15 protein-coding genes, 1 tRNA gene and 2 pseudogenes are annotated in these 14,789 nt (G+C 26.7%); 16 read left to right on the top strand and 2 right to left on the bottom strand.

Going from position 1 to position 14,789, the window contains the following annotated elements:
- Positions 1 to 19: 19 nt before the first annotated feature.
- The 5 genes and pseudogenes from EJJ37_RS06700 to EJJ37_RS06680 all read left to right on the top strand — a co-directional run bounded on the left by EJJ37_RS06700 (position 20) and on the right by EJJ37_RS06680 (position 4,905).
- Positions 20 to 2,505 (top strand): annotated as a pseudogene (locus EJJ37_RS06700) (DEAD/DEAH box helicase family protein).
- Positions 2,506 to 2,579: 74 nt separating this feature from the next.
- On the top strand, positions 2,580 to 2,888 hold the full coding sequence (locus tag EJJ37_RS06695) for a nucleoside triphosphate pyrophosphohydrolase (RefSeq protein WP_133014825.1): 309 nt from the start codon (positions 2,580 to 2,582) through the stop codon (positions 2,886 to 2,888).
- A 26-nt stretch (positions 2,889 to 2,914) separates the two neighbouring features.
- A complete protein-coding gene (locus EJJ37_RS06690) occupies positions 2,915 to 3,511 on the top strand; it encodes a class I SAM-dependent methyltransferase (protein ID WP_166484680.1) in 597 nt (198 codons plus the stop codon).
- Between the two features lie 74 nt (positions 3,512 to 3,585).
- On the top strand, positions 3,586 to 4,320 hold the full coding sequence (locus EJJ37_RS06685) for a flavodoxin family protein (protein ID WP_133014823.1): 735 nt from the start codon (positions 3,586 to 3,588) through the stop codon (positions 4,318 to 4,320).
- A gap of 201 nt (positions 4,321 to 4,521) precedes the next feature.
- Positions 4,522 to 4,905, top strand: coding sequence for a hypothetical protein (locus EJJ37_RS06680; RefSeq protein ID WP_133014822.1), 384 nt, complete (start codon positions 4,522 to 4,524; stop codon positions 4,903 to 4,905).
- Positions 4,906 to 5,395: 490 nt separating this feature from the next.
- Here the strand turns inward: EJJ37_RS06680 and EJJ37_RS06670 are convergent.
- Positions 5,396 to 5,471, bottom strand: a tRNA-Met gene (locus EJJ37_RS06670).
- Positions 5,472 to 5,731: 260 nt separating this feature from the next.
- Here EJJ37_RS06670 and EJJ37_RS06665 point away from each other — a divergent pair.
- The 5 genes from EJJ37_RS06665 to EJJ37_RS06645 all read left to right on the top strand — a co-directional run bounded on the left by EJJ37_RS06665 (position 5,732) and on the right by EJJ37_RS06645 (position 9,273).
- A complete protein-coding gene (locus EJJ37_RS06665) occupies positions 5,732 to 5,950 on the top strand; it encodes a DUF1659 domain-containing protein (RefSeq protein WP_166484679.1) in 219 nt (72 codons plus the stop codon).
- 21 nt (positions 5,951 to 5,971) lie between these two features.
- Positions 5,972 to 6,187: a DUF2922 domain-containing protein gene (locus EJJ37_RS06660; RefSeq protein ID WP_133014820.1), complete on the top strand. Its 216-nt coding sequence runs from the start codon at positions 5,972 to 5,974 to the stop codon at positions 6,185 to 6,187.
- 228 nt (positions 6,188 to 6,415) lie between these two features.
- Positions 6,416 to 7,558 (top strand): BRCT domain-containing protein, encoded by a 1,143-nt coding sequence (locus EJJ37_RS06655; RefSeq protein WP_133014819.1) that lies wholly within the window; start codon positions 6,416 to 6,418, stop codon positions 7,556 to 7,558.
- A 151-nt stretch (positions 7,559 to 7,709) separates the two neighbouring features.
- Positions 7,710 to 8,054 carry a phenylpyruvate tautomerase MIF-related protein gene (locus EJJ37_RS06650; protein WP_133014818.1) on the top strand — a complete coding sequence of 115 codons (345 nt, stop codon included), beginning with the start codon at positions 7,710 to 7,712 and terminating at the stop codon, positions 8,052 to 8,054.
- A gap of 130 nt (positions 8,055 to 8,184) precedes the next feature.
- Positions 8,185 to 9,273, top strand: a complete 1,089-nt coding sequence (locus EJJ37_RS06645) for an iron-containing alcohol dehydrogenase family protein (RefSeq protein ID WP_133014817.1) — start codon at positions 8,185 to 8,187, stop codon at positions 9,271 to 9,273.
- A gap of 78 nt (positions 9,274 to 9,351) precedes the next feature.
- Here the strand turns inward: EJJ37_RS06645 and EJJ37_RS06640 are convergent, their stop codons facing one another.
- Positions 9,352 to 10,056 carry a ferric reductase-like transmembrane domain-containing protein gene (locus EJJ37_RS06640; protein WP_133014816.1) on the bottom strand — a complete coding sequence of 235 codons (705 nt, stop codon included), beginning with the start codon at positions 10,054 to 10,056 and terminating at the stop codon, positions 9,352 to 9,354.
- A gap of 159 nt (positions 10,057 to 10,215) precedes the next feature.
- Here EJJ37_RS06640 and EJJ37_RS06635 point away from each other — a divergent pair.
- The 6 genes and pseudogenes from EJJ37_RS06635 to EJJ37_RS06610 all read left to right on the top strand — a co-directional run.
- Positions 10,216 to 10,692 (top strand): annotated as a pseudogene (locus EJJ37_RS06635) (oxidoreductase); the annotation flags it as partial.
- A 410-nt stretch (positions 10,693 to 11,102) separates the two neighbouring features.
- The gene (locus EJJ37_RS06630; RefSeq protein WP_133014814.1) at positions 11,103 to 11,780 is read left to right on the top strand and encodes an amino acid ABC transporter permease; all 678 of its coding nucleotides are present in this window, start codon (positions 11,103 to 11,105) and stop codon (positions 11,778 to 11,780) included.
- Positions 11,743 to 12,420, top strand: coding sequence for an amino acid ABC transporter permease (locus EJJ37_RS06625; RefSeq protein WP_133014813.1), 678 nt, complete (start codon positions 11,743 to 11,745; stop codon positions 12,418 to 12,420). Before EJJ37_RS06630 ends, EJJ37_RS06625 begins: the two co-directional genes overlap by 38 nt.
- 1 nt (position 12,421) lies before the next feature.
- The gene (locus EJJ37_RS06620) at positions 12,422 to 13,180 is read left to right on the top strand and encodes an amino acid ABC transporter ATP-binding protein (RefSeq protein ID WP_133014812.1); all 759 of its coding nucleotides are present in this window, start codon (positions 12,422 to 12,424) and stop codon (positions 13,178 to 13,180) included.
- Positions 13,181 to 13,251: 71 nt separating this feature from the next.
- Complete coding sequence (locus EJJ37_RS06615) at positions 13,252 to 14,148, top strand: cysteine ABC transporter substrate-binding protein (protein ID WP_133014811.1); 897 nt, start codon at positions 13,252 to 13,254, stop codon at positions 14,146 to 14,148.
- Positions 14,149 to 14,357: 209 nt separating this feature from the next.
- A complete protein-coding gene (locus tag EJJ37_RS06610; RefSeq protein ID WP_133014810.1) occupies positions 14,358 to 14,738 on the top strand; it encodes a desulfoferrodoxin family protein in 381 nt (126 codons plus the stop codon).
- Positions 14,739 to 14,789: the final 51 nt, after the last annotated feature.

Raw genomic sequence — 14,789 nt, 5'->3', positions numbered from 1 at the left:
AAGTTGGTTAGGTGATTAAATGATAAATAATACAAAAAAGATAAATGAAATATCACAAGTAAAAGAAAAATCAATAAATTATAATACATTAGCTTCCAATACAACAACAGGAGATAAAAACCATCTCTACCCAAAACTAAAACAAAGCTTCAAAACAGCAACAACAATAGACATAATAGTATCATTCCTAATGGAATCAGGAGTAAAACTATTACTACAAGACCTAAAGGAAGCACTAAATCGTGGAGTTAAAATAAGAATCCTTACAGGAAATTACCTGAAAATAACACAACCACAAGCATTATACCTATTAAAATCAGAACTAAAAAATCAAGTAGACTTAAGATTTTACAATAATCCTAATAAATCCTTTCATCCAAAAGCATATATGTTTCACAATCCAATAGATAGTGAAATATATATAGGTTCATCAAATATATCAAGAGGAGCATTAACATCATCAATAGAATGGAACTATAGATTTTTAAAATCAACTGCTCCAAATGACTTTAAAGTATTTTACGATACCTTTGAAGATCTATTTAATAATCATTCATTAATAATAACTGATGAAGTGTTAAAAGATTATTCAAAACAATGGACAAGACCTAATGTTTATAAGGATATTGAAAAAGAAGAAATCAAAGAAGATAATGTTATAAATATATTTGAACCAAGAGGAGCTCAGATTGAAGCGTTATATTCATTAGAGAAGTCTAGAGAAGAAGGTTTTGATAAAGGATTGATCGTTGCTGCAACTGGTATAGGAAAAACATATTTAGCAGCCTTTGATTCAGTTAAATATAATAGAATTTTATTTGTGGCTCATAGAGAAGAAATAATAAAGCAAGCAGCTCAAAGTTTTAAAAATGTTAGAAATTCTGATGATATTGGATTCTTTTATGGAAATCAAAAAGATACAAAAAATTCATTTATATTTGCATTAGTACAAACTCTAGGTAAAGATGAATATTTAAATGAAGAATATTTTTCAAAAGATTATTTTGATTACATAATAGTTGACGAATTCCATCATGCAGTTTCTAATAACTATAAGAAAATAATAGATTACTTTAACCTAAATTCTTATTAGGACTTACTGCAACACCAGAAAGACTTGATTCTAAAGATGTATTTGCACTTTGTGATTATAACATGGTTTATGAAGTAAGATTAAAAGATGCTATAAATAAGGGATGGTTAGTACCTTTTAGATATTATGGTATTTATGATGAAACTGTAAATTATGAAAGTATAGATTATAAAAATGGTAAATATGATGATAAACAACTTGAAGAAGCTTTAATGTTAAATAAAAGAGGAGAGCTTATATTAAATCATTACCTAAAATATAATTCAAAAAGAGCAATGGGATTCTGCACTTCAAGACATCATGCAGAATATATGGCAAAGGTATTTAATGAAAATAATATACCATCAGCTGCTGTTTATAGTGGAGAAAAAGGGGAGTATTCTGAAGAGAGAAATATAGCTTTATCTAAGTTAACTTCTGGAGAATTGAAGGTTATATTTTCAGTAGACATGTTTAATGAAGGGCTAGATGTACCTGCAATAGATATGGTTATGTTTTTAAGACCTACTCAATCACCAACTATATTCTTACAACAGTTGGGAAGGGGTTTAAGAAAAGCTAAAGATAAGACATACTTAAATGTGCTTGATTTTATAGGAAATTATAAGAAAGCTAATTTAGTACCGTTTTTATTAAGTGGAAAAGAGTATTCATCAATAGAATCTAAGAATAATAGGCAAAGTGATTATGAATTTCCTGAAGAATGTATTGTTGATTTTGATTTCAGAATAATAGATATCTTTAAGAATCAAGCTGAAAGAGAAATGAAGGTCAAGGATAAAATTAAAGAGCAGTTTGAAATTGTATCTGATATGTTAGGATATAGGCCAAATAGAATAGAGTTTTTTACTTATATGGATGATGAAGTTTATCAAAATATAAAAAGTAAAAGTAAAGCAATGAATCCATTTTCTAATTATCTAGAATATATAAAAGAAAATGATAAATTAACTGATGATGAAGAAATATTATATAATTCTAGAGGAAGAGAATTTATTAATATGATTGAAACTACTAGTATGAGTAAAACTTATAAGATGCCAGTTTTATTAGCTTTTTATAATGATGGAGATATAAAGATGGAGATATCAGAGGATGATATTTATAAAAGTTTTTATCATTTTTATAGAAAGGGATCTAATAAGGTTGATATGCTTAAGGACAAGGGAACTAGTGATTTTATGAACTGGGATAAAAAGAAGTATATTAGCTTAGCTAAGAATAATCCAATTAAATTTTTAATTAAGACTCATGGTGATTTCTTTAAGAGTAAAGATGGATGTTTAATTTCACTTCAAGATGATATTAGAGATATTATAAGTAATAAAGCTTTTAAAAAACACATGAAAGATGCTATTGATTTAAGAGTTGCAACTTATTATAAGAATAGATTTTTTAGTAATGAAAAATAGTATATAATATAGGTTAGAAGGAGTCATTTATTATGACTTCTTTTAATTTGTTTATATTATTTTAGAGGTGTATTATGAAAACTTATAATAAATTAGTTAGAGATTTAATTCCAGAAGTAATAAAAAAATCAGGAAAAGAATGTGATATAGAAATTGCTAATATGGAACAAAGAACAGGATTACTTGAAGCTAAATTAATGGAAGAGGTTAATGAGTATTTAGAGGATAAAAATTTAGAAGAGCTTGCTGATGTTATGGAAGTATTATTTGGTATCGCTCATAATCTTGGATATACTGAAGAAGATTTACTAAATAAGAGAAAAGAAAAGCTTGAAGAACGTGGCGGATTTATGAAAGGAATTATATTAAAAAAAGTTTATTAATTAATATAATGAATAAGGGGAAACAAATGAAAAACAAAACATTAGATTTTTATAACAACAATTCAAAATCATATATAGAAAGTACACTATCTGTAGACATGAGCCATCTATATAAGGATTTCCTAAAATACATACCAAAAGGTGGTCATATACTTGATTTAGGATGTGGATCAGGAAGAGATAGTCTTGAATTCATAAAAAAAGGATATAATGTCATAGCCGTTGATGGATCAAAAGAATTAGCAGTTGCTGCTAGCAAGATAATTGGAAAAGAAGTAATTTACAGCAAATTTGAAGATCTACAATTAACAGAAAGCTTTCATGGAATATGGGCATGTGCTTCATTACTTCATGTAAATAAAAATCAAATAGTAGATGTAATAAAAAACATATCATCAAATTTAAAAACTAATGGAGTATTCTATATGTCTTTTAAATATGGTGAAAATGAGTATATTGATGAAAAAGAAAGATATTTTAATTGTTATACTGAAAAAACTTTTAGTGAATTAATAAATAAAATTAAGAATCTAAAGGTTGAAAAAATATATAAAACAACTGATATTCTTCCAGGAAGAGGAGATATTACTTGGTTAAATATACTTTGTATTAAGGTAAATTAAATTTTAATGATAATTTTAATGAATAAGATGAGTATAATATTCATAGAAAATAATTCTAATTAAGAGGTTTTTAAATGAAATGTTTAATTATACATGGAAGCCCACGAAGGGGTAATACTTGGGATGTATTAAACAAAGTAAAAGAAGAAATGCAAAGGAATGGTAATTTTGAATTTGAAGTTATTGAATTATCAAAAGAGAAAATTCCAATGTGCATTGGTTGTTTTAATTGTATAAAAAAAGGTGAAAAAAAGTGTCCACATAACTCATATATTGAACCTATAGTTAAAAAGATGGAAGCAGCAGATGCTTTTATTATTACAACTCCAGTTTACTCAATGCAGGTATCAGGAACATTAAAAAATTTTATAGATCATATGTCTTATAATTTTCATAGACCTAAGTTTTATAATAAAAAAGTATTAATAATTACAACAACTGCAGGAGCTGGTCATACTAGTACTGCAAAGTATATTAAGAAAGTAATGAGTTATTGGAATGTTAATTATATACAAACATTACCTATAGCATATAGAGGTAATGAATTAAGTAATAAAAATATAAATAAGATAATTAAAGGTGCTAAAGTATTTAGTAATGAGTTAAACTCTCATAAGATTCATGAACCTAAATTACAATCACTTATTATGTTTCAGGTGTGGAAAAGTTTATCTAGGCAAGATGATTTTTCAATAGCTGATTTTAAATATTGGAATAATGATTATTTAAAGAAAAGCTTGTATTTTGAAGATATTCCAGTTGGAGTAACTAAGAAATTAATAGCTAGTATATTTAAAAAAGTATTTTAAGCGTATAAGAAAGGGTATATAGTGATTGCTAGAAAGAATCATTATATATCCTTAAATATTTATGTAAAAAAATAAAAATGAAATGAGAAAGTTTATTATTACAAACAAAGTTTTAGAAAGCAGAGTATTAGTAATGTATACATATAACAGTTAAGAAATGTAAATAATAAAAGAAAATATGTTTAATCTGGAGAGATAAATATGAATTTTTTAATTAATGAGGCATATAAAATAGCTGAGAGTAACAATGTAATTCTTAAAGGCAATATAAAAATAAGTAATAATACTAATTGTTTAATATTCGCTCATTATTGTGATAGTACTTTATTTTATAAAAAGTTTTTTAAAGTTTCTAAGGATATATTTAAGGTTAAAAGTATAGCAAATAAAAATTTAAAAGAAATTAAAAGGCTTGTTAAAAGATATGGATATAAAAAAGTATGGTCTAAAGGTGTATTTTCTATCTATGGAGATCTAAGACCTTTAGCAGTTAAAGCAGGTTTTGGTAAATGGGGAGATAGTGGAATTATAGAAAATGAAAAGTATGGCACTAATTTTATGATTACAGCTGTATTTTATAGATAAGGATTATATGAGCACTTCAGTTTGGAGTGTTCATTTTTATTTATCGTTAATTTTTTATTGTTAATTAAAATAAAAACTTAAACAAAAATTATAAAAGAGTTAATGATAAATACAATTTTAATTAAATAGCTCTGTTTAAATTACAGAGCCAAATAAAAGACATTATATTTTTAGAAATATAAATTTTTACTATAATAATATATTATTATAATTAAATTACATAGTTTATTATGATATTTGGAAATACTTCTTTTATATTTGAAGTGAAAAATTCTTTCATTTCAGATAGTTGCTCTTTAGAATATATATATTTACCATATCAAAATTGACTCTTATCATATTTAAATTTTAATATAGTTTATATGAGTATCTCAAAATGATTAAAATGCCTATTTTCTTCTCATTATTTAATATTCTTGCATATTAAAATCCAGTAGTAATTTTAATTTATGCAAAAAAATAAATCCTATAAAAATATAAGATTTATTTTTGGTTGCGGGGGCAGGACTTGAACCTACGACCTTTGGGTTATGAGCCCAACGAGCTGCCAACTGCTCCACCCCGCGATATTATGTTTTATAAGCTTAAGTTGCTTAACTTGTAAATTAAGTATAACTTGATAATAATATAAAGTCAAAATCATATTATGTTATATTAAGCCTTTAGACAATAAGAGATGCCTTATAATCTTAAATTTGAATATATGCTATCAAATGTCATAATAGTAATTTTTTTAAAATATTTATTTTATAATCTGTAAAAAATCCTCCTTACTGTATATATCTTAAGTGTAAAGTAAAAAAATAAATGAATGGGGGAATTTATTATGGCAAACAAAGCTTTAGAAAGTACAGTATTATCAATTGAAGTACAATCAGCAATTGACAAGGATGGAAATCCAACCTTTACAAAAAAGAAGATAGGTAAATTAGTACCAAATGTAGAACTTGCAAAAGTTCAAGCAGTTGCTTCATTAGTAGCAGATTTACTTAGTGCAAACACTAGAAATTTTTATTTAACTGAATTATCTCAAATTGAAGAATAATAAAAATGGGGGTTATTAATTATGGAGTATACATTAACAATGACATTTTTAACTGAAACAGGAGAAAAATCAAACATTTCTATTTCAGATGTTAAGGCTGGAATAACAAATGAAGAGGTTCAAGTTTTAATGGATAGCTTAATTGAAAATAACATTTTTGAAAATAGTAAGGGAATGTTGGTTTCTAAATATTCAGCTCAAGTAACAGAAAGACAAGTTACTAAGTTTACTGTTTAATAATTTAATATAGTTTTATAATAAAAGGTAGTAATAAGAAGTGTGAAAAATAGATCTTATTACTACCTTTAAGTTTTGTAAGTGAATTTATTAAGTTTATTTATATTAACGAATAGATAAAAATAGTTTAAAATATTGTTAGATATTAAATTAAAGTTAGTATATTCAAGCTATTGAAAATTCAAATAAATTTATAAATAAATATAAAAATAGGATAGAGGTATAAATATGATAAATCCAAAGAGAAAGTGTAGAAAATTTGAGTCACAAGAAGAAAAAATAGAAATATTAAAAGAACTAAAAATAATAAGCCCAAAGGCTAGTGAAATTAAAGATCTATATTATAAGGGAGCATACACAAAAGATGCTGTAGAATGTGATGTTGTTGGAATAGTTGATAACAATGAAATAATATTAGATATAAATGGAGAACTACATAGCATACATCCAGATTACTTATTAGATATGCAGAAAAAAGAAAGATTTATTATTGTAGATATAGAAACACCAAGAAGCTTTAATCCTGCTGATGGAATTAGAGAAGTTGCAGCAGTTGTTGTTGAAGATTATAGAGTAATAGATACTTTACATTTAGCAGTAATCACTGATGAAGAAAAATATAAAAATGGATATGGGGATGGATTAGAAGCTATTGAAGAAAATGAAGAACTTAAGAAAAAGTTTAAGGCATTAATTAAAAAATATAAATATCCTTTAGTAGCTCATAATGCAAGTTTTGATAGAAACTTTTTAAGATATTGGGGATGGGTTGAATATAAACAGGAGTTTTATTGTAGTATGAATACAATAAAGCAAAAGGAAGTTTTACCATCATATAAATTAGTTAATTTATTAGAGCATTACAATATTAAAAAAGGACAGGCTCATAATGCATTACAAGATGTTTTAGACTTATTAGAGTTATTAAAGGTTATAAAACCAGAAAGATGGTCAACTTTAACTACACCAACATCAAGCTCAACTGTAAAGAAGGATAATAAAGCAATTAAGAGTGATAGTGAAAGTTCAGCAAAATCTAATAAGTTTAGAAAGTTTGCAAAGGATAAGGAAAAGATTGCAGAAGAAAAGGAAATGATTGAGTTTGCTAAAAATAATTTAATAAAAGATATATTTGGTAAAAAGAAGATAGTTTTTACTGGTGATATGTCTAAAAGTAGGGGAGAAATGAGAGCAACAGCTATAAGGTATGGAGCAGAATCCCCAACTAGTATAAGTGGTAAAACAAATATCCTTGTTATAGGTGAAGAGGCAGGTAAGAGCAAATTAGAAAAAGCTAAGCAACTTGGAATAGAAATAATTACTGAACAAGAGTTTTGGGATATTATTAATAAAGAAACAAGTGTGGAATAGAATTTAAAATTATTTTTTAGAATTATTAGAAAAGTAGTATTGCAAAAGAAGTTATTAATAATATGTTGGCATAGTAAATGTTGGTAATGTGGATATAATTAAAGTATAATATTTATAAAGTGAAATAAATTGAGAAAGTAGGTTAATTATTATGCCATTTATTAATTCAAAAATAACAACTAAATTAACTAAAGAAAAGAAAGATTTAATTAAATCAGAGTTAGGAAAAATAATAACAAACATACCTGGAAAAAGCGAAAATTACCTTATGATAGGATTTGAAGATGAGTATTCATTATATTTTAGAGGTGAAGAACTTCAATATGGAGCTTTTGTTGAAGTAAAAATATTTGGAAAAGCTGATAAAAAATATTTAGAAATGATAACTAAAGATATTTGTAATTTATATGAAAAAGAGCTTAATATACCTCAAGATTGCATATATGTTAAATATGAAGAAGTAGACAACTGGGGATTTAATGGTTTCAATTTTTAAAACTATATAAATTAAAATTAGAAGTAGGATTTATACCATAATTGATATAAATTCTACTTTTTATTTTGCAAATAAAGGGGTAATAGTATTATAATGGATATAACATAAAAAAAGATTGGGGCGAATTATTATGACAAATTATAGTGTATTTTTACCAAGTTATAGTATAGGAAGTGATTCTTATAAAAAGATACCATACGTTACAAGAAGATATGGTAAAAAGGTAGTAGTTATTGGTGGACAAACAGCTATAGCTAAAGCAAAAAGTGACATTTTAGAAGGAATAAATGGATCTAATATAGAAGTGTTAGATTTCATTTGGTATGGAGGAAATGCTTCATATGAAAATGTAGATACTTTATTAAATAATACAAAAGTTAAAGAAGCTGATTGTATATTTGCAGTAGGTGGAGGAAGGGCTATTGATACATGTAAAGTTGTAGCAGATAAGTTGGATAAACCAATGTTTTCATTTCCTACAATAGCATCTAACTGTGCAGCATGTACTGCTATTGCAGTAATGTACAATGCTGATGATACTTTTAGAGATTATTATTATCCAAGTGAACCAGCAGTTCATACTTTTATTAATACAAGAATAATAGCAGAAGCACCAGATAATTTCTTATGGGCAGGTATTGGAGATGCATTATCAAAAGAATCTGAAGTATTACTTGCAACAAGGGGAAACAACCTTTCACATACACCTTTATTAGGGGCTCAATTAAGTCGTGCTTGTGATGAACCATTATTAAATTTTTCAGCTAAAGCTTTAGAGGATTGTAGAAATAATACTACATCATATGAATTAGAGCAAATAGCTTTAGATATTATTATAAGTACAGGTTTAGTATCAAATTTAACTAGTGATGCTGAAAAGTATTATTATAATAGTAGTTTAGCTCATTGTGTTTATTATGGTTCAACAGTTGTACCAGCATGTGCTAGTCATCTTCATGGAGAAATAGTAGCTTTTGGAGTTTTATGTTTATTAACTTATGATAAACAATTTGAAAAGCGTGATATAATTTATAACTTTAATAAGAGTATTGGTCTTCCAACATCTTTAGATGATATTGATGTTAAGAAAGAAGATGTTGAAAAGATGGTTCGTAAAATGAATGGAGTAACAGAATGGTATTGTGCTCCGTATGAAGTAACAGAAGAAAACTTTATTAAAGCAATTTTAGATACAGATGAATATTCTAAAAATAAATAGAATTAAGCTATGAAAGAAAATTATATTAATAATAAAATACCCCCATTTAAGAGTCATACTTAAATGGGGGTATTTTATTTATACAGTTTGAAATTTAGTTGATGATTTTTTATTTAAAGCTTTATTAATACGTATTACAGCATAAATTAAAAATACTAAACTATAAATTAAAACATTTAGTATATATTGTGCATTACCAGTTTTAGCTACTGGAACCATTATAAGCATTATATGTAGATAAATTAAGCCATAAAAAACATAAGCAAGTCTTTGAAGCTTTTTCCAAGATTTATATTTCATTTTCTTTCTTATACTTGGGAAAGATGTAATCATAAGTGGAAGCATAATAGCAATTAAAACTACACTTATAATTGCAGCTAGAAGCATATTAAGAGACATTGATTTAGGATTTGTAAATAATGTTACAAAATGATATTTACCAAAAATAATATTATGAGCAAGAGTAAGAATACTTGCTATAATAGATAATTCAGCTCTAATTGGCATTAAAATTTTCATTAGCTTACTTCCATTTTTTAAAGCACCTGTATACATAACTACTACAAATAGTGATGTTGCAAAGGCGCTTTTTGTGAATATAGGTAATATATGAGCTTTAACAAAAGGTGATACATTTGAAAGAATTCCACTATATGAAGCAATAATTAGTGCTATTGATATAATTGCTGATAGTATATAACAAAGTTTTGAGTGGGTTTTTATGAAATTACGACCTATAGAAATAATAACAATTGTTAAAATAATAGAAATTAAAAAATTCATAATGACCTCCTAATAATTTAATATATTTATTCTGGATATTACCAGAAAATTCAAGTTGCAACCATTAAGATTATATAGCAAAAAAATATTGAAATCAATAATTATTCTCAATCAAACAAATATATTTAAAAATTTAGTTAAATATTTTTAAATAATAAATTAAATGAATTTTATTCACCTATAACAAACAAGAGAAGTGATGAGTATGGTGGAAACTTATTAGGAAGAATAAAATTACATTTAGAAATAATAAAAGCAGTTAGAGAGGAGGTAGGTGAAGATTTCCCTATACTTCTTAGACTTGGAGCCTGTGATTATGTTGATGGAGGAAATACTATAGATGATGCTGTAGAAGCAGCTATAGCATTCAAAGAAGCTGGGGTGGATATACTTGATATTTCAGGAGGATTACAAGGATATACAATTCCAGGAGTTAAAGAACAAGGATACTTTGCTAATGTTACAGAAGCTATAAAGAAGAATATTTCAATTCCTGTAATTTTAACTGGAGGTATAACAGAAGTTAATATTGCAGAAGAGTTACTACATTTAGGAAAAGCAGATCTTATAGGAGTTGGACGAGCTATATTAAAAGATTCATTATGGGCAAAGAGAGCCATTGAAAGCTTAAGATAACTAACATTATATATACACTAGAGTTCATTCTCTAGTGTTTTTTTGTTTTTTAAACCTAACAACCATTAAAAGGAATTCTAGTAAAAAATTGTTGACAATTAAAAGAAATAATATTATAGTATTCTTATCGGAAAAGTAGGAAAAGTTTATGATTAACGTGAAGGGGAATTAATTATGATAAAATGCAATGAACAAAATCATAGAGAAAATAATAAATTATATAATCATAATATTATGATGTGTTGCTCGAGATGTATGTATATATATATACAGTTAGTTTCTATACGTATTTTCATATGTAAATCTTAATGGATTTTTATAAGATATTAAGGAAAGGTAGATGCATAAAAGTTATTTATCTGTCTTTTTTATATATTTTTAATAAGATTATTAATTGGGGGAGGGGCAAATTGGATATTAATTTTATTCAGACACATTATCATTTATATATTGAAGCTGGAATTTTAACTATTAGGATTGCAGCCATAGGAATAGTATTATCATTAATTATTGGAATTATATGTAGTTTAATTAAGACTATGAAAATACCAGTTTTAAAAACTATAGTATCAATATATATTGAGCTATCAAGAAATACACCATTATTAATTCAATTATTTTTCTTGTACTTTGGATTACCAAAGTTAGGAATCGTATTAAGTTCAGAAACTTGTGGAATTATAGGACTAGCCTTCTTAGGTGGAAGTTATATGGCAGAAGCATTTCGTTCAGGAATTGAAAATGTATCACAAGTACAGCATGAGTCAGCATTAAGTTTAGGAATGACAAAATCTCAGGTGTTTTGGCATATTACATTACCACAAGCATTTGAAACTTCAGTTCCAGTTTTATGTGCAAATATTATTTTTTTAATTAAGGAAACTTCAGTATTTAGTGCTGTTGCTTTAGCAGATTTAATGTTTGTAGCTAAAGACTTGATTGGAATTTATTATAAAACTGATGAAGCATTATTAATGTTAGTTATAGCATATTTACTTATTTTGCTTCCTGTTTCTATAATTTGTACATTCATAGAAAGGAGGGTTCGCTATGCAGGATTTGGGGATCAGAGTGCTATTTCAAGGTAATAATTTCTTAAGGTTGTGCCAAGGTATATGGGTATCATTAAGAATAGCTTTAATTGCAATGATATTTTCAATAGTACTAGGAATTTTATTAGGGATAATAATGACTAGCAAAAATAAGATTATTAAAGCTGTTTGTAGAATATATCTTGAGGTTGTAAGAATAATGCCACAACTTGTATTGTTATTTTTAGTGTATTTTGGAGCTGCAAAACATATGGGTATAAATTTTTCGGGAGAGTTAGCTGCAATAATAGTATTTACATTTTGGGGAACAGCAGAAATGGGGGATTTAGTAAGAAGTGCACTTATTTCAGTACCAAGTCATCAATATGAAAGTGGGTTTGCACTTGCAATGACAAAGTTACAAGTGTTTACACATATTATTATACCTCAAACTATTAGAAGATTAATTCCATCAGCAGTAAATTTATTAACAAGAATGATTAAGACAACTTCTTTAGTAGTACTTATAGGTGTAGTTGAAGTTGTTAAAGTTGGTAAGCAAATAATAGATGCAAATAGGTATACTACACCAGATGCAGCTCTTTGGGTATATGGAACAATATTTGTAATGTATTTTGTCATTTGTTTTCCATTTTCAAAGTTGGCTGAAGTATTAGAGAGGAGACTAAAGGATTAAGATGAGTGAGAATATATTAGAAGTTAAAAATCTAACTAAATCATATGAAAAGGGAAATATAGTGTTAAACAATATATCATTTTCATTAAAAAAAGGTGAAGTTGTTGTTGTAATAGGTCCTTCAGGCTGTGGAAAAAGTACATTTTTGAGATGTTTAAATAGATTAGAAGAAATAGACTCAGGTACAATTAGTTTAAATGGAAAAGAAATATCAACTGAAAATAATAAGGTTAATGAAATACGTGAAAAGATAGGTATGGTATTTCAAAGTTATGAGTTATTTCCAAACATGAATATAATGAAAAATTTAATTTTAGCACCTACTTTAGTACAAAAAAGAAATAAAGAAGAGGCAAAAGCAGAGGCAGAGAAGCTTTTACAAAGAGTAGGACTTTTAGAAAAGAAAAATAGTTATCCAAGACAATTATCAGGTGGACAGAAACAAAGAGTGGCTATAGTAAGATCTTTAATTATGCATCCAAAAATTTTATTACTTGATGAAATAACAGCTGCTTTAGACCCTGAAATGGTAAGAGAAGTTCTTCAAGTTGTATTAGACTTAGCAAAGGAAGGTATGACTATGGTAATTGTAACACATGAAATGGAATTTGCTAGAGCAGTAGCTGATAGAGTTATATTTATGGACAAGGGAGTTATTATTGAGGAAGCAACACCTGAGGAGTTTTTTACTAATCCAAAGAGTGATAGAGCTAAGCAATTTCTTAATACATTTACTTATGAAAATGTTGGGACAAATTAATAATTAATAAGGTATACTCACTAATTAATTATTAGTTCAAATATATATAAATTTAAAGGGGGTTTTTATTTATGAAAAAATTATTAGGAGTACTTTTATCAATAACACTTGTAATGGGGATTTTAGTAGGATGTGGATCAAGCACTAAAACTTCAGATACAGACTCAGCTACTGGGAATGAAAGTTCAGATACTAGTGGAAGTGCTGAAGCTAGAACTTTAGATGAAATAAAAAAGGATGGAAAAATAAGAATTGGAGTATTTAGTGACAAAAATCCATTTGGATATGTTGATTCAAATGGAGAAGTTCAAGGTTATGATGTAGAATTTGCAAAGAGAATAGGTAAGGATTTATTAGGAAGTGAAGATGCTGTTGAATTTGTTTATGTTGAAGCTGCAAGTAGAGTTGAATATTTAAAATCAGGTAAGGTTGATATTATTTTAGCTAATTTCACTGTTACTGATGAGCGTAAAGAAGCCGTTGATTTTGCTCTTCCATATATGAAGGTTGCATTAGGAGTAGTATCACCTGATGATGCATTAATTACTGATGCTGACCAATTAGAAGGTAAGGATATAATTGTTGTAAAAGGAACAACTGCAGAAGCATATTTTTCTGAAACTTATCCTGACTTAAATCTTGTTAAATATGATGAATATCAAGAGGCTTATGATGCATTATTAGATGGCAGAGGAGATGCTTTTGCAACAGATAATACTGAAGCATTAGCTTGGTCAAATCAAAATAAGGGATTTACTACTGGTATTGAAAGTATAGGGAATATAGATACAATTGCACCAGCTGTACAAAAAGGAAATACTGAATTATTAAATTGGATTAATGATGAAATTAAAAGTTTAGCTGATGAAGAATTCTTCTTAAATGATTATAAGAAAACATTATTACCTGTATATGGAGATAGTGTAGACCCAGAAGAGATAGTTGTTGAAGGTGGAGTAGTAGAATAATAGTATCTAGTGATTTAATGAAATAAAAAAATATAAAATTACATATCCTGAAGTAATTATAAGGATATGTAATTTTTTTGTAAGATATATTGGAAATTTAGGACAAAATAAGTAATAAAGAAGAATTATATAGAAATAATAATTTTGGATTATGTTACAATATATGTTAGAATATAAGGGATAAAATTTTATAAATTAGAGGGGATTTTATGGAAATTAAATTTTTAGTCTGTAAACATTGTGGAAATATCGTTGAAGTAGTAAAAGAAAGTGGAGTGCCAATAGTATGCTGTGGTGAAAAAATGATGGAACTTAAAGCAAATACATCAGATGGTGCTGTTGAAAAACACGTTCCTGAAGTAAATATTAATGGAAATAATGTTTTAGTAACTGTAGGAAGTACTTTACATCCTATGGTTGAAAATCACTATATTCAATGGATATGTCTAAAGACTAACAAAGGTGTTCAAAGAAAGTATCTATCTCCAGGAGATGAACCAAAGGCAGAATTTATCTTAGCTGATGGTGAAACTGTAAGTGAAGTATATGAATACTGTAATTTACACGGACTTTGGAAGAAAGTAATATAATTAGTTAAATAAGCTTCATAGGTAAATTATTAAATAGCCTATGAGGCTATT

It is taken from the genome of Clostridium cuniculi (genome assembly GCF_004353185.1).
GTDB classification, from domain to species: Bacteria; Bacillota; Clostridia; order Clostridiales; family Clostridiaceae; genus Clostridium; species Clostridium cuniculi.
This window is presented reverse-complemented; position numbering and strand designations above follow the sequence as displayed.